At 60.6% G+C, this 19285-nt stretch carries 20 protein-coding genes and 1 pseudogene; 8 read left to right on the forward strand and 13 right to left on the reverse strand.

Annotated elements, in window-relative coordinates; translation table 11 throughout:
• Positions 1-5 precede the first annotated feature (5 nt).
• Positions 6-185, reverse strand: a complete 180-nt coding sequence (locus ACEI37_RS17355; RefSeq protein WP_373379925.1) for a hypothetical protein — start codon at positions 183-185, stop codon at positions 6-8.
• A gap of 28 nt (positions 186-213) precedes the next feature.
• A complete protein-coding gene (locus tag ACEI37_RS17360; RefSeq protein WP_373379926.1) occupies positions 214-438 on the reverse strand; it encodes a DUF2188 domain-containing protein in 225 nt (74 codons plus the stop codon).
• A 715-nt stretch (positions 439-1153) separates the two neighbouring features.
• On the opposite strand from ACEI37_RS17360, the gene ACEI37_RS17365 reads away from it, so the two are divergent.
• Both ACEI37_RS17365 and ACEI37_RS17370 read left to right on the forward strand, forming a co-directional pair.
• On the forward strand, positions 1154-2839 hold the full coding sequence (locus tag ACEI37_RS17365) for a tyrosine-type recombinase/integrase (RefSeq protein WP_373379927.1): 1686 nt from the start codon (positions 1154-1156) through the stop codon (positions 2837-2839).
• Between the two features lie 695 nt (positions 2840-3534).
• Positions 3535-4203 carry a hypothetical protein gene (locus ACEI37_RS17370; protein WP_373379928.1) on the forward strand — a complete coding sequence of 223 codons (669 nt, stop codon included), beginning with the start codon at positions 3535-3537 and terminating at the stop codon, positions 4201-4203.
• A 165-nt stretch (positions 4204-4368) separates the two neighbouring features.
• Here the strand turns inward: ACEI37_RS17370 and ACEI37_RS17375 are convergent, their stop codons facing one another.
• Complete coding sequence (locus ACEI37_RS17375; protein WP_373379929.1) at positions 4369-5376, reverse strand: hypothetical protein; 1008 nt, start codon at positions 5374-5376, stop codon at positions 4369-4371.
• 1388 nt (positions 5377-6764) lie between these two features.
• On the opposite strand from ACEI37_RS17375, the gene ACEI37_RS17380 reads away from it, so the two are divergent.
• On the forward strand, positions 6765-7346 hold the full coding sequence (locus tag ACEI37_RS17380; protein WP_373379930.1) for a recombinase family protein: 582 nt from the start codon (positions 6765-6767) through the stop codon (positions 7344-7346).
• 676 nt (positions 7347-8022) lie between these two features.
• On the opposite strand, the gene ACEI37_RS17385 is transcribed toward ACEI37_RS17380, so the two are convergent.
• The 7 genes and pseudogenes from ACEI37_RS17385 to ACEI37_RS17415 form a co-directional block, all read right to left on the reverse strand.
• Positions 8023-8673, reverse strand: a complete 651-nt coding sequence (locus ACEI37_RS17385; protein WP_373379931.1) for a hypothetical protein — start codon at positions 8671-8673, stop codon at positions 8023-8025.
• Positions 8674-9202: 529 nt separating this feature from the next.
• Positions 9203-9517: a hypothetical protein gene (locus tag ACEI37_RS17390; protein WP_373379932.1), complete on the reverse strand. Its 315-nt coding sequence runs from the start codon at positions 9515-9517 to the stop codon at positions 9203-9205.
• A 2-nt stretch (positions 9518-9519) separates the two neighbouring features.
• On the reverse strand, positions 9520-9924 hold the full coding sequence (locus tag ACEI37_RS17395; RefSeq protein WP_373379933.1) for a hypothetical protein: 405 nt from the start codon (positions 9922-9924) through the stop codon (positions 9520-9522).
• Positions 9921-10556 (reverse strand): pentapeptide repeat-containing protein, encoded by a 636-nt coding sequence (locus tag ACEI37_RS17400; RefSeq protein WP_373379934.1) that lies wholly within the window; start codon positions 10554-10556, stop codon positions 9921-9923. The genes ACEI37_RS17395 and ACEI37_RS17400 overlap by 4 nt, the downstream gene beginning before the upstream one ends.
• Positions 10557-11158: 602 nt before the next feature.
• On the reverse strand, positions 11159-13576 hold the full coding sequence (locus ACEI37_RS17405) for a hypothetical protein (protein ID WP_373379935.1): 2418 nt from the start codon (positions 13574-13576) through the stop codon (positions 11159-11161).
• Positions 13577-14050: 474 nt separating this feature from the next.
• Positions 14051-14413, reverse strand: a pseudogene (locus ACEI37_RS17410) (Bro-N domain-containing protein); the annotation flags it as partial.
• 121 nt (positions 14414-14534) lie between these two features.
• Positions 14535-14705: a hypothetical protein gene (locus tag ACEI37_RS17415; RefSeq protein WP_373379936.1), complete on the reverse strand. Its 171-nt coding sequence runs from the start codon at positions 14703-14705 to the stop codon at positions 14535-14537.
• Between the two features lie 468 nt (positions 14706-15173).
• Between ACEI37_RS17415 and ACEI37_RS17420 the strand changes: the two genes are divergently transcribed.
• The 3 genes from ACEI37_RS17420 to ACEI37_RS17430 all read left to right on the forward strand — a co-directional run bounded on the left by ACEI37_RS17420 (position 15174) and on the right by ACEI37_RS17430 (position 16563).
• Positions 15174-15779, forward strand: a complete 606-nt coding sequence (locus ACEI37_RS17420; protein WP_373379937.1) for a recombinase family protein — start codon at positions 15174-15176, stop codon at positions 15777-15779.
• A gap of 16 nt (positions 15780-15795) precedes the next feature.
• Positions 15796-16056 carry a hypothetical protein gene (locus tag ACEI37_RS17425; protein ID WP_373379938.1) on the forward strand — a complete coding sequence of 87 codons (261 nt, stop codon included), beginning with the start codon at positions 15796-15798 and terminating at the stop codon, positions 16054-16056.
• A 366-nt stretch (positions 16057-16422) separates the two neighbouring features.
• The gene (locus tag ACEI37_RS17430) at positions 16423-16563 is read left to right on the forward strand and encodes a hypothetical protein (protein WP_373379939.1); all 141 of its coding nucleotides are present in this window, start codon (positions 16423-16425) and stop codon (positions 16561-16563) included.
• Between the two features lie 15 nt (positions 16564-16578).
• Here ACEI37_RS17430 and ACEI37_RS17435 read toward each other — a convergent pair whose 3' ends face one another.
• The 3 genes from ACEI37_RS17435 to ACEI37_RS17445 all read right to left on the reverse strand — a co-directional run bounded on the left by ACEI37_RS17435 (position 16579) and on the right by ACEI37_RS17445 (position 17884).
• Positions 16579-16803: a DUF2188 domain-containing protein gene (locus ACEI37_RS17435; protein ID WP_062798162.1), complete on the reverse strand. Its 225-nt coding sequence runs from the start codon at positions 16801-16803 to the stop codon at positions 16579-16581.
• Positions 16804-17072: 269 nt separating this feature from the next.
• The gene (locus ACEI37_RS17440; protein WP_373379940.1) at positions 17073-17579 is read right to left on the reverse strand and encodes a cupin domain-containing protein; all 507 of its coding nucleotides are present in this window, start codon (positions 17577-17579) and stop codon (positions 17073-17075) included.
• Between the two features lie 44 nt (positions 17580-17623).
• Positions 17624-17884, reverse strand: coding sequence for a hypothetical protein (locus ACEI37_RS17445; protein ID WP_112775428.1), 261 nt, complete (start codon positions 17882-17884; stop codon positions 17624-17626).
• 43 nt (positions 17885-17927) lie between these two features.
• Here ACEI37_RS17445 and ACEI37_RS17450 point away from each other — a divergent pair, with 43 nt between their 5' ends.
• Positions 17928-18830 (forward strand): hypothetical protein, encoded by a 903-nt coding sequence (locus ACEI37_RS17450; protein WP_373379941.1) that lies wholly within the window; start codon positions 17928-17930, stop codon positions 18828-18830.
• A gap of 97 nt (positions 18831-18927) precedes the next feature.
• Complete coding sequence (locus ACEI37_RS17455) at positions 18928-19281, forward strand: hypothetical protein (protein ID WP_373379942.1); 354 nt, start codon at positions 18928-18930, stop codon at positions 19279-19281.
• Positions 19282-19285: the final 4 nt, after the last annotated feature.

Consider the following 19285-nt stretch of genomic DNA (forward strand, 5'->3'; position numbering starts at 1 on the left):
GGCGCCTACTGCCGGCCCTTCTTGATGGCCGCGAGGTGCTTTTCCAAGACTAGGACTGCCGCATGGATATTTGCGGCGTACACGCGGCACTCTTCGTAAGGCTCAGCGTTTCCGACGCTGGCCTTCAGGCGCTTGATCAGATCTTCCACGCGAGCTGGGGCGTAGAGGTCGAAAGGATCGTCCATCGTCGTTCTCCTGCTTGGCACGAGCGGGTCATCCCTTGATGTCGCGGGGATCGCGCCCGAATGAGTTTCGCTCGCGGATCTGGCCGTCGCGCCCATGGATCAGCAGCTCGACCTTGTCCTGCTTCGCCTTCTCTGTTCCGGCCGCGATCGCTTCATCCTGCGAGGTGTACATCTGGAAGCTACCAGCGCTTCCCTCAAGTTCGATAGCCCAGCCGTTTTCCCTGGGGACGACGTGGATGTTCTTGCCTGGCATGGCTGTCTCCTGGCTGTTGATGCAGCCAGTCTCTGCTTGGCGCGCGGTGGCCGCTATCGGACGCCGTCCGACACCCGGTGGCATCGCTATACTGTATGGACATACAGTATTTGCCATGTCCTTCACGCCTACCGGGCCCCAACGCCCCACCTACGAAATCTCTACCGAGTTCATCTGCTATCGGTGCTCGAGGCCGCGAATCTACGTGGAGCAGGCCTATAGCTGGGACTACCTGCACTTCGACTGCCCGGTGAACCGCTACGCGCCGCTGCTGCACTCGTGTCCCGACTTCAGCCGTGAGCCTGGGGTGGACTGAGCGTAGACGAATCGGTAAGCGGCAGGCATCCACGTAGAAGAAATGGCATCCGCCGTAGCAGGACTGGTAAGAGCACGAGAGGGGGCATGCGCATCCAATAAGCCGGCATTCATCGCCCTGCAACCCGCATGCTGCCGTGCCTATTAGTTAGGCAGGTTCTTGGATGGATTTGCTGCGATGCCTTGATTCGCTTGGCCTGACGGGCAATTTTTCACCCTGCATGGGGTGCAGGTGGTCGGAGGTTCAAATCCTCTCGCCCCGACCAGGATATAAGGCCCGGGAATCCAAGCCAGTATTGGTAAAGCCAGTACACGCAAGGGTTCCCGGGCTTTTCCGTTTCTGGGTGTGTCTATGGAGTGTGTCAATCCGCTGTGCAAAAATGCGGAGATGCCACAAGCCATGCCAGTCGCCCTTCCTGCCGGAGTCCGTCTCAGAGGCTCCATCTTTCACCTTCGCATCGGCGTCCCCAAGGACATCCGTCATCTCTGGCCGTCGCAGTCGAACGGCAAGCCCGCCACGGACGCCTACCGGGCAAGTCTTGGGACTGCGGATCGCAATGAAGCCGCCGCGCGGGCTCACGCGATCATTGCTGAATACCGGCGAAAGTTCGAAGAGATGCGGGCGGATTCCCGTCCTGCAGTCGCTACGCCGATCACGGGCGATTTGATTACCTACATCGTGCAGAAGGCTGAGCGAGATGTCCTTGCTCTAGACGATCTTCTACGCAGCAATCCCCGCTACTTTGCCGATATGGCTCGCTCCACGGCTCCCGGAGGCATCTTCACGGGCCGACAGGTCTTCAATGAGGCGTGGGACGTCGTAGGTGAGTATCTCGACCCCGAGCAATACGAGAATGCCAGCGACATCCATAGGGCCATCGTCCGTCTGCTAAGAACTGATTTGATGGTGGGGAGGCTCGATGCAGCACGACGAGTAGCCGAGGCCGCGTGTACCGCGCTTTCGATCCGCGTGGACTGGACAAAGCCCCAGGCCCGGATGGCTCTGCAACAGATACTCGGGGCTATGGTCCGGGCATGGCAGAACGTAGAGAAGCGAGATTGCGGGGAACCCGTTGAGACGCCCCAATCCCCGCCTGTGCCAATTGTGGCGAAGCCCGAAGCGCCAGAGGCGACGCCAAAGACACTCAGGGACGTGGTGCCCGCGTGGGTTGCCCGCAATGCACCCAAGGAAAACGCAGTAGGCCGCACTGAGAAGGCGCTGGCGCTATTTGAGCAAGCGGTGGGCATTGTTCCTCTTACCGGGCTTACGAAGACGGTGGGTGCCCGTTTTGTGGACTTTCTACTCGCGCCAGAGCGGGGTTGGACCCGTAAGACTGCGAGTAATCACGCCGCCTGTATCACAGCGTTGGCTAACGTAGCGGTGAAAGTCGATCTACTGGATCGGAACCCCCTCGACCTCTCTTTCGACAAGACGACCGGGGCCAAAACCAGAGAGCCATGGACCGACGATGAGCTAAAACGCATGCTTGCCCATGCATTGTTCTCAGACCGGATGGGCGAAACCCCGCAGTGGCAGGGCGTGGCCCAGGCCGATGGCCGCGCAGCGTTGCTTCTGCTACTGCATACCGGTGCCCGTATCGGGGAGATTGCGCAGTTGCGGAAGGAAGACTTCCAGACTCGAAACGGGGTCGTTGTCATACGGATCTCTGCCGATGCTGGCACCGTAAAGACGCAGGAGTCCGAGCGAATCGTGCCGCTGGCTGGGCATCTTCGGGAAGACCCATGGTTCGCTCAGTGGTTACAGCGGACCATGGGGAGCACCGGGCCAGCCTTCCCGTCAGTCTGCGGGCGAGTCCGAGGCCCCGGAGACACGCTTGGTCAATGGTTTCGACAATTCCGCGCCGACGCCGCGCTTCCTCAGGGCAAACTGGAAGGGTCGCACAAGTTCCGCCATTGGCTTCGGTCTGCACTGGCGGAGAAGCATGTCGGAGAGGCGACCATGGATTCCATTACCGGTCATAGTGCTCAGGGGTCGGCTGGCCGCAAGACGTACACCAAAGAAGCATCGATCCGAACTATGCTCGATGCGCTGGACCGCATTAGCTGGCCCAAGATCGCCAAGTAAGGTTGGGGAGGCTCAATTTATCCTGATGCGCAATGGGTTACAAAGACAAGAACGATGCAGTGGCGGCAGCGACCCTCCAAAGCGAATCTGACGCATTGGTGGCACGTGGGAGGATTGCATGGGGCCGACTAAAGGAAGACGCCCCCAGAAGGCGTGCCCTGTCACGAGGGTCGGGCGCTAAGGCAAAGGAACGACGTGAACGCTCCCAGAACGATCATCGGCTGTGGTGGCTACAGGTCGGACAGGCGTTACTAGTAGGAAAGCGGATGGCTAAGACGGACCACGCTTACTACGCTTGGCTGACGGCCAACGGCTTTGAAGATGTTCCAAGATCGGCACGCCAAGACGCGATATGGTTTGCGTCAAACATGACAAGTCTTGGGGAGTTACCAGAGGGCTTAGCGAGCCCCGGAACCATCAGGCAATGGGCCTACAAGCGTGCCAAGGCATCTCCAATCGCCACAAGCACTCCAAATCATGCTGGCGTAGTAGTGCATAAGGGTCCGCCAGCGGAGACCCCGCAGCGATCTGCGGTTGTTGGCTCGCTAGGACAGCCAGGCGCCGACAATCTCCCAGATATGGCGCGAGTAGCGGACCTTATACTGGAAGCCTCGAAGAACATGCAGCGTGGCGTGGAGCTTTTGCGTGAGGTTGCGCAACTAATACAAAAAAACCAGCCTAATCCCTGATTTGACATGCCCCAACCGGTTGACCATCGCTTTCCTGAGCCCATCCGAGAAATGTGGGCGACCATTTCAGCAGACGTCGTTTGGCTACATGGCCGCTGGATCATCTATCGCCAACTTTTTGGTACCAGCAAAGACCGCGTTGATCTATTAAACGAGACAGCAGGGACCGTCGCGTCTATCTTGCAAGACGTGCTGTTGCGCGACGTGCAAATAGCGGTTAGCAAATTAGGAGATCGCGCCGCATCTGGACAGAACAGTAACCTGACCTTACGACGGCTACAGATCGAACTGCGGAACGCGGGAGAGACCGATGTGGCCGATCTAATAGAGCCGCTGCTTGAGACATTTGAAGCCGCAAGCATGGGCGTCAGAAACCGGCGCAACAAGTGGCTAGCCCACAGTGACCTCAAGACGCTACTCGGGGCGCGTGAAGAGCCGCTATATGGGCCGTCGCGGCGCGAAATTGAAACCATTCTTTCCGCTCTCCGAGCCGTGATGAATTGCGTAGAACTTAAATACACAGGCGGAACGACTGCATACGAGCACTTCGTGATGGACCATACGGGCGACCACGTCATCCACGCATTCGCCAGAGCGAAACGATACGAAGAACTTGTTAAAGCGGGCCGAATTCCCAGAGACGACTTCCGTACGCGATATCCCGAAGGCCTATGAAGGGCGACTGGGACGTCGCCCGCTGCTGGCAACCGGCCGCTGAGGTTGCGCATACCGGGCTGTCGGTCCGCGTGGGATGTCTCTGTGAGGGGCGACCTACAGTGAAGCACTCGATTCGCCCCGTGTCGAAAACCGGTAAGAACTGTCTGCTGCGTCACGTCATGCTCATTCAGCTTTTCCGAGCGCTTTGGGAAGTAGTTCAATGACTGACTTGACGCTACTCCCCGACTCGTTCGCCGCAGACTTTGTGTATCCCGTGTCTTGAGCAGAAAAGATGCACTGCGATGCATGAGTGAGAACGATATCCTTGTTGTCCGGGTTCCTTGAGCCATCGGCCAGCGCCTTGAATGTCTTCAGGGCGTTCTCTCGGTGCCTGTTGATGATTTCGTTGTGGCGATGAGCCTGGAAGTTCTTTACGCAAACGCCAAGCAGATAGGCCAGGGTTGCGAAAACCATGACCTTACCTGCGACCAATTGGATAGCCTGAAAGCTGGAGCGGGGCTCAAGAGCCGGGATGTACGCGGCGAAAATTGTCAAAAGGGCGAAGATTCCCACTGCTATTGCCGTCCCATACACCCACTTGCGCCAGTTTCCAGCTTCCTCCTTGTGCATTTGCGCTTCATCGTGAAAGTACAATGCCTGCTGGGACACACCTTGCTCGGCGGCCACTCGACGCACCTCGGCCAGAATACCCCCTGCGTCTACCCTTGCCTTATCGAGGTCTTCAGTAATCTCTGATGCCTTGTCCTTGATGCCTTGAATCACGCCTCTGGCTTCCGATTCAAGCAGCTGCACATCTGTAGCCTTACTCACGCCATATGAGATGTACTGCCACAGAGTTGTAAATGTGTTCTGGTAGCTCGCTTTCACACGCTCTACTAAACTATCTCGATTTGCCCTTGGATTGCTGTCGTCCATGCTGAACTTTAGGATGGCCTCGAACGTATTGAAGTCCGCATTGGCAATGTTCGTAATCTGCTGCAACATGGAGTCGGGCAGGTCCTCTAAGGTCGATAGGGTTACTCGCCTATACAACTCGATAAGCTTTTGCGCCGGTTTAACGGCATCTTGAAAATTCAACGCCCCAAGGTCCTCACGGCGTACTAGGCTCGACGCCTCGAATTGCTGCATTCTGGTAATGGACTTTACAGCGCTGTCGTAGATTTCAGTCATTCGTGTTCCCCGTCGTAGAAGATGAGGTCATGATACATAATCTGCGACGGATTTATGAGGGGATTATCGGTTGCCAGAGGGCTTTGGGCGCCGCGGGCTTCGATATGGCAAAGGGGGAACCGGCTGCCCGCCCTTATGCCAGTTCAAGTCAAGCGTGCGCAGGAACTGCGGGTCCATACCCATGAACCGCCCAAGCTCCGCCGCTGTAAACGTGGGTCCATCCGGGCCGTCCGCTAGACTTATGACGTTGTTCCGCCTGTTGTTCTGCTGCTCGATATTGGTGGCCCACCGACAATTGATGGCGCAATAGGGGCCGTTGATGTCTCGTCGTTCCAACGAATGCTTGAGACTCGGACGCGGCCCTAGGTCTGCCAAGAATCGCTGAAAGTCCCCGCGCCACTCGGGACACACGGTGATCCCTCGGCCGCCATAGTCCGCATAAGACTTCTGTTTCGGGTTCGTGCATCGCTGGATCATATCGACCCAAGCGGTGTACTCGGGTGGCTGGTGGTCCCGCCATTGCTCGGTGTAGGCGACCAGCGTGTCCCGCTTTTCTTGGTAGCGCTTCCGGTATCTCTCTTGGTAGAGATGCTTGTTCCTGGCGCTGATGCAGGCCTTACATTGCCGCTTGTTTCGAACGTAGTAGTCGGAGACAGGCTTCGGAAGATTGCATCCCCCACATACCCTAAATGCCTCAGCGGGGCTCATGCCTTACCTCCATTGGCGATGCGAATAGCGCGGGCGGCGCTAGTCCTCTTGTTGTGTCTTTGCGGATTCTTTCGGTAGTTCGCGGCAGCAGCGGCACGGCAGCATTTCTTGCAGGTTCCCCTGAAGTTCCTGTTGTCACTCGGGGACCGGTAGAAGTGGTTGTCGTCTGCTGGCAGTAGGCGGCCACACGGACCACCGCATTTCTTCAAAACCATGTGTTGTCTCTTGTAAAAAAGAATAGGGAACGCAATGACCGTCTCAGGGAGGTCCTGGCGGCGGTCATGGGCAAGCGCGGGACCGCGAAGGCGAAACCTGGGGCGACCCAAGGGATCTTTTGTCTCTTGCACCACAAGACAGATGCGGGCAAATGCGCGCGACTGAAACACAAACGTTATTGGCCCATGTGGGGCGGCGCGACAGTTAAGCGAATCTCAGTGCGCTAGGGGCTAGGATGCGCCGCTGCCCGGATACCGCAGGCACACGGGCGGCACGCTGCCCTAGGACTTCGCTGTCGGGCTACGGGCACCTTTGACAGATGGGCCTGAGCCAGGTGGACTCAGATAGCTCAATGGTCACTACCTGTGCGCTATGGCTCATCACTGTGGCTCACTTCGCAGTTGACGCTATCATTTGAGCTAGGCATACTAAGCCCCTATCTTCTGAGCTAGCTGGGGTTGCCTGTGTCAACGATCAACTACTACCGAGTATCGACCAAGGATCAGTCCATTGAGGCGCAGCGCCAGCGCCTCGGGGTAGCGGACCACGAGTTCTCTGACGAAGGTGTGAGCGGGGGCGTACCGGCTGAACAGCGGCCCGGGTTCGCCAAGCTGCTGTCCTTTGTCCGTGAGGGCGATGTGATCCGTGTCTACTCGCTAGACCGCCTCGGGCGCGATGCCTTGGACGTTCAAAAGGTCGTGCGGAATCTCATCACCCGTGGGGTAACACTGGACGTCCACGGGATCGGCCAGATTGCCAAGGGGGTCGGAGAGATTATCGTCGCCGTCCTGGCTCAGGTAGCTGACCTTGAGCGTCAGCGGATCAATGAGCGGGCCGAAGCTGGCCGCGATGCCGCACGGAAGGCGCTGGCCGCCACGGGCCGCACCCATCGCGGGAAGCTCTCGTTGGGCCAATCCCCGAAGGCTGACGCAGCAATCGTGGTTCAGTGGCGGAAGGACAATCAGGCATCCATCAGCGCCACGGCGAAGCACTTCGGACTCAGCGACGCGACGGTCAAGCGGTACGCAGCGGCAGTGCGCGGTTGACCCCAAGGTGCCAAGGGACTCGCAGGACTCGCCGGGTACTCCAGGCAGGGGAAGCCCCTTAGTCCGCCCATAAGCGCCTGGGGGCGGCACGGGGGGATTCGCTTCGCGCGGCCCGGCACACCATGTCACGCATTTTCTGGGGATTTTTTTACGGCGCACTACCGAAGACCGCATGGGCTCAGTGCTACCTAGTAACACGGAGGTCCATGTGGGTCTCCAAGCCGCTCACGCTGCCCGACGAATACGCGCGGTGAACAGTGTTTCCGCGTCAGTTACGTCGATCAAATCGCCGTCCTTGGCGTCGCTTAGTATGGCGCCTACTGACACCGCATCATCCGTATTCGCTACGGGCGCAAAGACATCGCCTGATGCATCTATGACCCAGCGAGTCTTCGTGACCTTCGGGAGCTTCCCGCAAACATATCGGTAGTCCGTCAGCCTCATGCGGATGGCCCGGCACGCATCGTTCCCGTCGGGAATCTCCACAACTTGGGCAGCAAGGTCGAACCGCCTTTGCCATGGGTCAGCCGAGCGAAGGCGGTCCTGAAGGTTCGCTATGCGGCCCCGCAGTTGACCGGTGACCGGAAGGCGTTTTGCCTGGGCGCTCAGTTGGCGAGAAGGGTACTTCGTGCTCCCTGGTTCTGTAGGTTTGTCTGCCATTGAGATCCTCCCTAAGTCACAGCCCTGCGACATCGGCTACAAGTAGGAACTGCGGGGTAAAGGATTGCGAGTTGACTGCGAACGGGATACCGTCACGCGCAAGCACCCAGTCGCAGCTCGCGCCATTGGCAAGATGTCGCGCACCGCAGGAAAACACAGCGGTCCGCTCGATGTCAGCGGCGTAGGTCTCGCTCTTAAATCCAGGGTCGCTCGTGGTGACCGCATACTCGCCTGGCGGTAGACCGCCCCACACCAGAGGGACCGTCCCCCCAATCGGGAGGACCTTCGCTAGCTTCAGCGAAGACAACTGATCCCCAAAGACTTTCACGCCGGAGGCATTGAAGACTTCAAGGCCGTAGTTCTGCGTTGCCCACTCTGGTGTGTCGAATACATAAACGGTGGCGAACGTTGGGTCCGTAGCGCGAAAGGTATAAGTCCACGTTCCGTTTCCGTTGTTCGTTGACGTTAGAACGTAGATTGGGGCGTCTGCCTTCCAGAAGACCACTGGAGACACAGCGGCGAATGTAAGGTTTCCGTTGTACGCCTGTGCCCCAGTCGCGGGTGTCTGCACGGCAATCTGTGTCTTCTGACGCAGCGACATTGCGGCCCAGTTCTCATCAATCTGAACTGTTCCCCAATCGTTGTAGACGGCTATTCCGGCTGTCATTCAGTGGACTCCATAGCGGATCAAGCAGTTGATGCGCTGAGGATTTCCCGGAGTTGGCAGATAGACCCACGAGATCGTGGAGCCGCTGACGGCTACCAGCGGAGGGGAGAACCACCCTATAGGATTTTCCAGCGATGTGAGAACGAAGAACGGTTCGCCCGTGTCCGTACCGGCTACCGTGATAGCCCCGTCTGCTCCATTGGTCACCACTGCACCGGTGAACCGCCCAACGCGGTCACCAAGGGATAGCTTCAGATTGCCTGTTGCATCAAATACCTGAAGGCCTGCGGGCATATCTATACCATCCGTCCGTCGATAGTTCCCGCTGGCTTACCGACATTGTCTGACGTGATGCTGTCGCTGAGACACTTCAGCGCTGCCGGTACCAAATGGCCGGGCCACACGAACGCCTCCGATTCAAACTTGCGGCAGGCATAGCGGAACATGGCGGGCGATGTGTAACCCTCGAAGATCACCGAAGTCACTCGATTGCAGGAGTCAGTCAGTAGCGTGTAGGTTGCCATAGCGCCTAGTCACGGAACTCGAAGTCCTTGCCGGCGTCCGTGAAGCGACCGTTATCCAGCACGGACACTTGCTCCATATTGCTCGCAACCAGGTCGGCGTAGGCAGTCGTGTAGGTGCCGTCCCGTTCGTCCTTCTTGGATAGGTCGAACTGAATGGAGGCACTACCGCCAGTGCTCACGTGGACGTCACCGAGCGCGTCCCGATCAGGAGGTGCGCCCACGAACTTGTAGCTACGGGAGCCCGGTACGGGATGACCGTTGTGCGCGTAGACTTCACGGTAGAAGCCTGTTGCCGCGTCGCGGACTAGCAGCGTATCCATGTTCATCCCTCGTAGTTGACCCAAAAGCTGCGATCCACAGGGGAAAGCTTCGGCATCACGGTGTTTGGATCGCCCGGCAGGTTTTCATGCGCTGACGGGAGGCTTGCTTCTACGTCCTGATACACGCGGCGTAGCGTATCCCACGCCCTTCCGAAATGAGGCGAAGCCGGATCACGGATGGTATTGGCAGCCCAATGGACTGAGCCACCCTGTGTACCCAAGGTCCGGTCACCCGGCCAAAACGCCTCTGCCAGAGCTATCAGCTTCTCGACCCGCTCGTTAGGGTTTCTCGATGAGTCATTGAGTACGGCCTTAAACGGAATTAGGAACGCCTGGATGCGTTTATAACTCTCCTTGTCCCGGAGAGAATTGGGGGCGCTTACGGCATTGTTGTTCTTCGTGCTCACTTGGCATCCTCCAGTTCATCGCGGAGATGTGGGTACTTCTCCAGCAGGTCCGATGTGATGGTGCGCATATTGGCGTATCGCTGAATGACATCAAGCGGCGTCTTGCAGCCTGCCATGCAGTCAGAGTCAAAGGCCATTCGACCGCAGCTTGCCAGCAACAAGTCAGCACCCTTAAAGGATGCCTGCTGGGCGTCCGCGTGGCTGAAATCGGCGGATCGCAGATCAGCGCCATTAAAGACCGCCCGGCGAATCTTGGCGCCGCTGAAGCTGGCTTTCTTTGCGAGAATGCTGTCAGCCACGAGACCATCGGCCTGGGCCGAAACGAAGCAAGCGCCTCGGAGGTCCGATGCGCTCATGCAGGCATAAGAGAGATCGCAGTGCGCGAAGTAGCCGCCCCGGGCCTGCACACCTTCCAAGCGGGAAGAGTGGAACGATGAGCCCTCGAAGTTAGTGTTGTCGGCAAAGTTGGCGCCACTCAGGTCCAAGCCTGCCAGGTTCAGGTGGGCGAGGCTTCCGCCGTCTTGGCTGTGCATCTCAAGCGCGGCCCGGATGCCCTGAGGACTATTGGTCGCGGCGACTAGCGCCAGGCCGGGATTGAAGTGATGCCGACCGGGAATTTTCAGTTGGTACATGGGATCAATGGGGGTTTCGGAGTTCCACGGGAAGGCGCCCGTGGTCGCGGTTGCCGCGCTGAGACGCGCGGTGTCTTGTAGGTATAGGGACGGACGGGTCTCGGTTGGAAAGAGCCCCCAGCGAATGCCGGGGGCCAAGCTGACAGGGCAGCGGAACAACAACCGAAACACCCGGTGTCCCGACCGGGTAGGGCGGCTGACGCGCACGCAAGCGCGAATCAGCGGAAAGATGAACGGGCGACGTCTCCCGACGGCGGCCCCGGATATGCACCATGTCCGTAGTGCATTGACTGTCCATTCTTCGATGCCCACGCAAAGGCGAAGGATTGGACAGGCGTTATTCCCCCCGCATCATGCGAGGGGCAAACCTTATGCATTAACTTCAGCGGTCTAAAGGGACCGTGGTAGTACATTGGGTCCTCTACCTTGTGCTGATTTATTTTGTGATCTCTCGACGTTGGCCCGGCGTGTCAACGAAATTGGCAAGTTGTCACACATACGGCATTACCACTTTCAACAGTAGATGAGAAACCGGGACGGACAGCCTGCGTTTGCAGCGCGGTGCTCATGACGTTCTCCGGGTACACATTGTCAGGTAGCAATCACTGTGCTCCGAAGGGTTGAAGGTTGATGCCGGACTGGCGTTCCCGAGCGAGGCGCAGTTCATCCTCCCGCTGCGCGGAGGGACTCACGTAGGCTTCGGCCCGCTCCTTGATCTTGGCGTCGCGTGCTTCGGCGGTGCCGCGCATACGGAAACCGTAGTGCAAGGTGTAGGCGTTGGTGCTCGGGTTGTAGACGGGGAAGACACCGGGAGGCATCCGGGACTTGAAGAACTCGGTGGCCTCCTTGGGGTCCTCGGGGACCTTGCCGGTGACCAGCGCATCGTTCGTCGTGATGTCGGGCGTCCAGAACTTCCACAGCGGGACAGCGCCGCGACCACGGATGGCGACGGTCTGACCGGGCCGGAGTTGGATGGGCTGACTCGTGCCATCCAGCAGCGGCATGAGACCGTCCCTGCGGGGCGCACCGAGAGACAGGGCGCCGACGTCGGGCACGATCCTAGGCATCTGCTTGCTCAGGGTCTTGGCGTCGTTGGCGAACGTCTCCAGCGGGTCCTCGACCTCCCCGAGCTTGTTGGTCATGCGGAAGCCCGAGTAGACCGGGGCGAACCCCTTGAGCGTCGAGATCGGGCTGTCGGGGTCACCGTTCAGCGGAGCGTCCGCCGAGCGGCCACGACCGGCCCATGGATCGTCAATGATCTTGATGCCGCCGTGCTGCCCCGGCAGGGCCAGCTTCGTGTTGGCGAAGGTCTTCACCGCGTTGTCCAGCGCCGTGTCGAGGTCGAGGTTCCCGGCCTTGCGGAGCAGGAGACCCTGATAGGCGACCATGGAGTACAGCGTCGCGCGGTCCTCGGACGACAGGCCGACATTCGGATTGGAGAACCAGCCCGTGCGGTTGACATCCTTCAGGAGGCCCTTGGTCAGCGCCTTGTTCACCTTGGCGTTGAGTTCGTCGGGCTTCATCTCCTTGCCGAAGATGCGGCCTAGGTTGACCTCACCGTTCTCGCTGGCCTGCGCCAGGGTCTTCGCGTCCAGCCGGTTGTCCCGGATGAACGCAAACACCTGCGTCATGTCGCCGTTGGCAGGCGCCACAGCCTTCATGCCCCAGTAGACCGCTTGGGCCTCTTGGTTGGGGAAGTAGCGCCCGAAGTCCTGATCGCCCACCAGGCCACGCAGTTCGTTGTAGAACCGGTAGGCCCGGGAGCCGGACGCGGGGTCCGTTCCGGTCAGGGCGGCGCCCATGTTCTGCTTCAGCCGCTCGGGCATCTGCGCATGGGACACGTCGCGGATACGGGGCGACGCCAGCATCTTGGCGAGTTCCGAGGCCGCCTGATCGGACGCCAGCGGATTCACGTAGCCGGTGGAGGCGGACGATTCCCGCAGGGCCTCATAGGGAGTCCCGGGCTGCTGCACGAGGGCGGACAGCGCCACGTCCATATCCTTGTCGATGACGTCGGGAACCGAGCGGCCCACGCGGTTCGCGTAGATCGCCAGGTCACCGGAGCCGCCGATCTCCCCGCGCACGGCGGATAGGAACAGGTTGGTGTTGGCCTGCTGCTTCGCCGCCTTCTCCATGCCGGAGAACAGGACGCCGAAGGGCTCCATGCCGGTGCCGTGGCGCGAATCGATACGCTCGGCCTCCACTGCGAGGGCGGCCCAGTCGTCAGCGGTGGCGTTGGGGTTCGCGTGGAGTCCCATCGCCTTCAGGCGCCAGTCCTCGACCTCCTTGCCCGCCTGCCACGACTTGACGCGGTTGGTGTTCACCAGCGCCTGCTGCGAGATGCGTGCGTAGGCCGTCGGGTTTCGCTCGGCCCACCCGGTCTCTTCGAGGGCGTTGAGGGTCGCCAGCGCCTGCGTGTCGTTGCGCGGGTTCGACAGCATCGTCTCGATGATCTTGTCGGTCTTGACCTGATCCCCTCGGGTCACGAGGTTCACGCGGGTCATGAGGTCCGCGAAGGCGCCAGCGGTCATGCCCTCCTTGGAGTTCATGATGGTCGAGGCGTTGTCGAGAATCTGCTGTGTGGTGTTCTGCTCGACAGTCTGCGCCACGCGCTCGTTCATCTGCGCCACATGGGCGTCAGCGATGCGGGCGTAGCTGTACAGCATCCGGCTGTCGAAGTCGCGGTCGCCGGAGCCGCTGCCGATCTCTTCCTTGAAGAAGCGTTCGGCGTATTCCTTGGGGTCCACGGAGCCGTCCAGTGGCATCTCGCGGAAGTGTGCTTCCAGCTTCTGCCCCATCTCGAACGCATGGGCGTCGGCGGCGGATGCCTGGTAGGCGCCGTAGTAGGCTTGCCGGTCTTGGAAGGCCGGGTTCATCGCCTTGCCGATCTTCTGGTCAACGGCGGCCTGCTCGGTGAGCGCCTTGTTCTCCCGGTCGATTTGGACCATCTGCTCCTTGTGGAGCACGTCCCCGACCTGCTCGACCGCTTGAGCGGCGGTCCCGAAGAAGTTGCCGAACACGTTGCCGAGCGCGGCGATGGCGCTGCCTTCTCCCCGCACTGTCGCAGCGGTCGGCGTGTAGCCCCCGGTGCGCTCAGAGGCTGCGGGGGACGCTTGGGGCGACTCCCAGCCGGGGGTGGTCCGAAAGGACCGTTCTTGTTGTCCTGACATTGTGTAGGTGTGGACCTTGCCGTCCTGTCGAAGTGGGTTGGAAGGGAAATGAGAGTGACGCCTTTTCGCTACCTGCATAGCGACGGCTCTCGGCAGCACGGAACCAAAGGGACTCCCTTAAACGCTGTGATCGCCACCGTGGTTCGTAGAGGAAGGGGCCATCTACCTCTTAGAGGTATATAGGGACCCAGAGAACTACCTTGTGCTGATTTATTCGATGGTGTCGCGTTGGACCTGTCGGTACTGTAGGGCGGTCACCCTGTGTTGATTTATTCAGACGGGCGTACGCGGTATGCGGAACGTCAAAGCGACGATCCACGCCGCCTATTGGAAGTCCTCGGGGAGGCGGGCGATCTTTGCGTCCTTCTCAGCCAATTGTGCGCGTGCGTTGGTCAAGAGTTGCGCTGCGTCGGCTCCGGGGCCCGCGAGGACCTCCTGGGTCTTGGCGTCGGTGAAGTGGGCACCTCGCTTGCGGATGGGCGAGAGGACTTCCGAGGTGACCCAGCGTTTGAACGCCATGGCTTCGGTCTTCTTCGAGATCAGTACCGGCGAATGCAGCCCTGCTTCGCTTACCGGCACCGGGTCTCGACCGGGCAAACCGAGCGAATTGCTCTGTTTATCTTCCAGGTCAACGTTCTCACGTACGGGCTCGGACGGGTTCCTGTAACACAGTGCGTCGGCCACGTCCTTGGCGGCGAACTATGGAATCCCGTCGATCTCTACGGCACGAAGGCGCAGGCCCGGGGTGAATTCAAAAGTCTGTACGTGGGTGATGGAGTCGGTTCCTTGTCAGCGATTCGCTTAACTTTCAGGCAGCAGGAGAAGGATGAGGGTCCAGATCCTCATACTCTTGGGGTTCACAAATCATCGGGGCCATGAAGGGGCGTTGCAGTTCGCACTGCGCTCCCAGTTGGCTCGTCAGGGCCAGCGCGGGGTCGGTCATCCCGAACACCAGCTTCGTCTTGCCGGTCTCAGGCATGAAGCGTTCGTCGGACTTGAACCAGCCTCAAGGGCCTCTGTACGAAATGCAGCGTCCCGGGGGCGTGCGGCAACAGTGGAAGGGACTCAAGGTTTGGATTGGGATGGTGAACAGAGAAAATCAATCAAGGGAAGGACGTACAAGCACGGTGGCCCTATGACGGTCTTCGGGTGTCACCGTGGGACACGTTGAGGGCTTAGCCGCTCTCTTATAGACCTAGAGCAGCCCAGCGCTCTTACCTTGTGCTGATTTATTCGTGACGTGCCGCAGGGGCGTGGAGGGGGAAGTTGAAGGGCGGAGTCGCGCATGCCGAGCAATACCCCTGCTCTAGGGAGATCGCCTCTTACTGTGTGGCCGTAGGGTTGATGGGCATCGCCCCCTGGATTGTGTGTTCCATTAGGGTTGACATAGACTCGGAACGATCTATAATTCGGAACACTAATTCAACGGAACGGAGTGTGACACCGAATGAGACGCATCTACTACGGACGCGTATCTACTCTTGACAGGCAGACCGCCGCGAGCCAATACGCCGACGCCGACGAACAAGGCATCAAACACAGCGAAGTATTCATCGATGAGGGGGGAGGTGGGTATCACGTTCCGCCGTCCGAGCGGCCGCAATGGCAAAACGTAGAGCGAAGCCTGCGCAAAGGGAACGTTCTAGTGATCCGCTGGCTAGATCGCATCTCACGCCGCTATGACGAACTCCACGAAACGATGCGGCGGTTGATGGAGAAGGGCGTGCGCGTGGAATGCACGCTTAACGGCATGGTGCTCGACGGGCAAGAAGCCGACCCCACACGCAAGGCTGTCCGGGACGCCATCCTTGCGTTCATGGCGGCTCAAGGTGAGGCCGACTACCGGTATCGCCGCGAAAATCAGGCTCAGGGTATCGCCGCTGCTAGGCTGGCCGGAAAGTACAGGGGGCGGAAACCCACCGTGAATTATGCAGAGGTCCGGGCCTATCACGCTGAACACGGGGGCTCTGTACGAGTCTTGGCTGAACATTTTGGCGTAGGGGTCGCCACGATCTCCCGCGCACTCAATTCAAACGACGCAAGTAATAAATAACTCAAAGAGGATCGTCATGAAGGCAATGCAAGAAGCCACTATGAATCACTTGCCGGAGCACGTCATCGCCGCCATCACTCAGGCCGCAGGGATCGCCTCGCGTCGCTTGAAGCACGATGAGGGGATACAGATTGGTAGCGCGACCCTGCGGGTAGAGGGAATCGCGTTTGCGAAGCTGCAGGCTGTGGAAGCAGGTGGTCGTCATCCTGCGCCGGAACATGGACAGACCTTCAAATCCATTATGGTCGATGCGATGGTCGAGTGGCACACGACGTAAGCCCGTAGACTCGGGGAACCATAAGGGCTCGCCGTGAGGCGAGCTTTTTTTGCTTGCCCGGCGTGTGCTACACTGGCTCGCACTGTGTCAATCGGCATGGCGGTTTTGACAGACACATCGCCCGGAAAGCCTTATTCCACTGTGGGTCTGATGAGGTTCAAATCCTCTCGCCCCGACCAGACAAAAAACCCGCTTGGTAAATCGCCAAGCGGGTTTTTTTATTTCCGTGTCCCGGTGGCAAACGCGTGCTAATTCGCGCCTGGAACCAGCGTGGCTTCGGCGTAAGCGCAGCCATGGCCGTTGTTCGATTCCGCCCGTTGCACCTATAGTGGTGGCACAGTGGACTTCATCGCGACGGAGGCTGTCATGAGCGACAAGGGCAAGGGGATCGTTGGCACCACATGCATCGCCCTGGCAGTAGCCGGCCTGGCACTGACTGCATCGCTGGTGCTTGCTTATTACGCGACGCGCGCGCGTGTGGAAGGGCAGCGCGCCAGCGGCGGCTGACGCGCTGCGGACGGTTCAGCCTTGGATATCGCGAGGATCGTTGCCAAAGCTGTTGCGCATCCGGATGCGGCCGTCGCGGCCGTGGACGAGCAGTTCTGCCTGGAGCTGTCGGGCTTTCTCGGTGCCCGCGGCGATCGCGTCTTCTTGCGTCGCGTAAAGTTGGCGCCCGCCCGCGCCGTCTTCGGATTCAATGGCCCAGCCGTTGTCGAGCGGTACGACGTGGATGTTCTTGGCCGGCATGGCGCACCTCCGTGGTGGAAGATGCCCTAGTCTCCACGCTGCTTCCCGCGGCCGGTATCGGTGACCGTCTGACAGCGCCGGTGCTTTTTGCGGCGCAGCTTGCCTGTAACGGCAGTGGCCATGTGGCCCCTCCGGCCGGAAATCAGAAAAAGCGCCCGGATACCGGGGTGCTCCGGGCATGGCGACAACGCGGGTGCACGTAGACTGCGCTGGCTGTACTCACCAGCCCGCCCGCACCCCGCCGCGGCGGGCTGTTTTTTTGTGCGGCGCTATCGGAGCAGCCGCTGCCACCGCATGTCATGTCCGCGCACGAGTCCGGCAAGCGTCGCCGCGCTGGCCAGTTCGAACTCGCTGAACTGGAAGGCCGGCGCGACGGTGCAGCCGACCAGCGCAAAGTCCTCGGGGCTGCCAGCGTCCACGCGTTCGGCGGCAAACCACTGGCCACCCGGCACCAGCGCCTGGAACGCCGCGCCGGGATGCCGCAGCGGGTCGCCCAGGCGCTGGGTGACGATGGTGCCGTCGACGATGCGGTGCACGTCCAACGGGGAGCCGGCGTGGTAGTGCCACAGTTCGTCGGAGCGGATGCGATGCCAGGCCGAATAGTCGTTGCCGCAAAGCATGTAGTGGATGGCGGTGCAGGCTTCGCGCGTGCGTCCGTCCTGGCATGCGACGCGTTCCTCGCTGCGATAGGTTTCGCGGTAGTAGCCGCCTTCCGGATGTGGCCGCAGGTCGAGTGCGTGGATCAGCAGGCGGGCGGTCGGGCTCAGGTCTGGCATGGGGGCATGGCGCGCGGCGCATTGGCGGAATCGGAAGGCGTAGCTTAAAGCAGCGCGAAGCGCGCCTGTGCGGGGCCAACCAGCGCCGGGCGGCTGACCGGATAGCGGTGGCGCATGCCTTGCGCCTCGAACGACAGGAAGTCCGGGGTCCAGCGCAGCGACTGCAGCTGGCGCGGCTCGATGCCGTCGACCAGGATGGCGCCGGCGTTGACGCAAACGCTGCCGCAGCGCAGGCGCACGGATTCGGTGTCGTCGCCGAAGTAATGGGCTTCGAGCAGGATGGAATCGGACTGGTACAAGGGCATGGCAGCGTCCTGATACTGTATGAATGTACAGTATAGCCTCGGCATGCCGTTCGGTCATCCTCCCGATTCTCAATTTCGGGCCGCGGCGCGCCGGTACGTGGTCGCTGCCTGGTATAACCTGAAACCGGTGACAGTCTTCACGACGCTGTCTTGCCGCGACCGCCGGGTCGCTACAGGAGATGCCATGGCTGGGAGCGGAAGCAAAGCCTGCTGGTTCGGCCTGGGCGTGCTGCTGGGCGCGGCGGTCGGTGGCGCGTGGGCGCGGTCGGCGCGCACGGCCGCCGGCCAGCGCGAACCGCGTCAGTCCGATGCGCCACTGCTGCCTGCCGACGTCACCGCGGACCAGGTGCTGACCGATGCCGCCACCGACGTGCTCGAGTACCGCGGCTTCGTCATCCACGTGTTCTGCCATGCGCTGGGCATGGGGCGCTTCAAGGCGCTGTGCGATATCTGGGAATCGGGCGCCGTGGTGCTGGAAGGTGGCGCGCCGCCGACCACCCATGCCACGCCGGACGAGGCGCGCCGCGGCGATTGCGTGGGCGCAGCAATGGGTGCAGCGCAATGGTTGAAGCGTGGCGCCATGCCGCCGATGGGTGCAGTCGACACAATCGGCGGCAAATCGACCCGCTCGCGCGCGACAGGCCTGATAATCGCGTCCGTGCCGATGGTTGATCGGCACGATCCTCCAGGAGAATTCATGTTTGTTTGTGGGAACCAGGCTTGCGGCGCCAGCTGGGAGCCGGACGAGGTGCAGATCCGCGATGAAGGGCAGGGGCTGGTGTTCCGCTGCCCGCAGTGTGGCGCGCGCAACCATGTCGTGGCGCGCACGGCCAAGGACGGCAGCACGAGCTATCGCCAGGTACCCGCCGGCGCAGCGCAAAAGGCGCCGGCGAAGGTACCGCGGAAGGCACCGGCCCAGGGCCGCGCCAAGCCCGCATCGCGCTGACCGGCATTGGCGGCAGGCCATGTTACCCCACCTGTGTGGGGTCAAATTCACATCGTTGGCGGCTTAAGCTAGTTTAGGCAGGACCGTTAAACACAACATGGACTTTGCCGACCTTCCCAACGACCCCGCTTCCAATGCCGAGCGCATGGGCTGGGCCAACGCTTCGCCCGAAGTTATCGCGAAGGTGTTGAACTCGGCGCTGGCGGCGCAGGACCTCTCCGGGTTTGCCGCGCTGCTGTCGGACATCGCGCGCGACCGCGGCCTGAAGGGCGAGCGCGCGGCGCACCAGTCGATCTACGACATGCCGTACGCCAGCCTGTTGCCGAGACAGAAGCACCTGCTGTCCGATGCCTTCGAGCTGCTGATTCTGCTCGGCCTGGAGTTGCGTGCGCGTAGCGCCGATACCGATGAGGACTTCGGCGCTGACCCGGGCACTGACACCGACGAGTAAGCCG

The sequence above is a fragment of the Cupriavidus nantongensis genome (genome assembly GCF_041726985.1).
GTDB lineage: Bacteria > Pseudomonadota > Gammaproteobacteria > Burkholderiales > Burkholderiaceae > Cupriavidus > Cupriavidus nantongensis_A.

Coding starts and splice junctions, on each gene's coding strand:
- ACEI37_RS17355 (WP_373379925.1), bottom strand. CDS start 185: ATGGACGATCCTTTCGACCTCTACGCCCCAGCTCGCGTGGAAGATCTG.
- ACEI37_RS17360 (WP_373379926.1), bottom strand. CDS start 438: ATGCCAGGCAAGAACATCCACGTCGTCCCCAGGGAAAACGGCTGGGCT.
- ACEI37_RS17365 (WP_373379927.1), top strand. CDS start 1,154: ATGCCAGTCGCCCTTCCTGCCGGAGTCCGTCTCAGAGGCTCCATCTTT.
- ACEI37_RS17370 (WP_373379928.1), top strand. CDS start 3,535: ATGCCCCAACCGGTTGACCATCGCTTTCCTGAGCCCATCCGAGAAATG.
- ACEI37_RS17375 (WP_373379929.1), bottom strand. CDS start 5,376: ATGACTGAAATCTACGACAGCGCTGTAAAGTCCATTACCAGAATGCAG.
- ACEI37_RS17385 (WP_373379931.1), bottom strand. CDS start 8,673: ATGACAGCCGGAATAGCCGTCTACAACGATTGGGGAACAGTTCAGATT.
- ACEI37_RS17390 (WP_373379932.1), bottom strand. CDS start 9,517: ATGGATACGCTGCTAGTCCGCGACGCGGCAACAGGCTTCTACCGTGAA.
- ACEI37_RS17400 (WP_373379934.1), bottom strand. CDS start 10,556: ATGTACCAACTGAAAATTCCCGGTCGGCATCACTTCAATCCCGGCCTG.
- ACEI37_RS17415 (WP_373379936.1), bottom strand. CDS start 14,705: ATGCCTGAGACCGGCAAGACGAAGCTGGTGTTCGGGATGACCGACCCC.
- ACEI37_RS17420 (WP_373379937.1), top strand. CDS start 15,174: ATGAGACGCATCTACTACGGACGCGTATCTACTCTTGACAGGCAGACC.
- ACEI37_RS17425 (WP_373379938.1), top strand. CDS start 15,796: ATGAAGGCAATGCAAGAAGCCACTATGAATCACTTGCCGGAGCACGTC.
- ACEI37_RS17430 (WP_373379939.1), top strand. CDS start 16,423: ATGAGCGACAAGGGCAAGGGGATCGTTGGCACCACATGCATCGCCCTG.
- ACEI37_RS17435 (WP_062798162.1), bottom strand. CDS start 16,803: ATGCCGGCCAAGAACATCCACGTCGTACCGCTCGACAACGGCTGGGCC.
- ACEI37_RS17440 (WP_373379940.1), bottom strand. CDS start 17,579: ATGCCAGACCTGAGCCCGACCGCCCGCCTGCTGATCCACGCACTCGAC.
- ACEI37_RS17445 (WP_112775428.1), bottom strand. CDS start 17,884: ATGCCCTTGTACCAGTCCGATTCCATCCTGCTCGAAGCCCATTACTTC.
- ACEI37_RS17450 (WP_373379941.1), top strand. CDS start 17,928: ATGCCGTTCGGTCATCCTCCCGATTCTCAATTTCGGGCCGCGGCGCGC.
- ACEI37_RS17455 (WP_373379942.1), top strand. CDS start 18,928: ATGGACTTTGCCGACCTTCCCAACGACCCCGCTTCCAATGCCGAGCGC.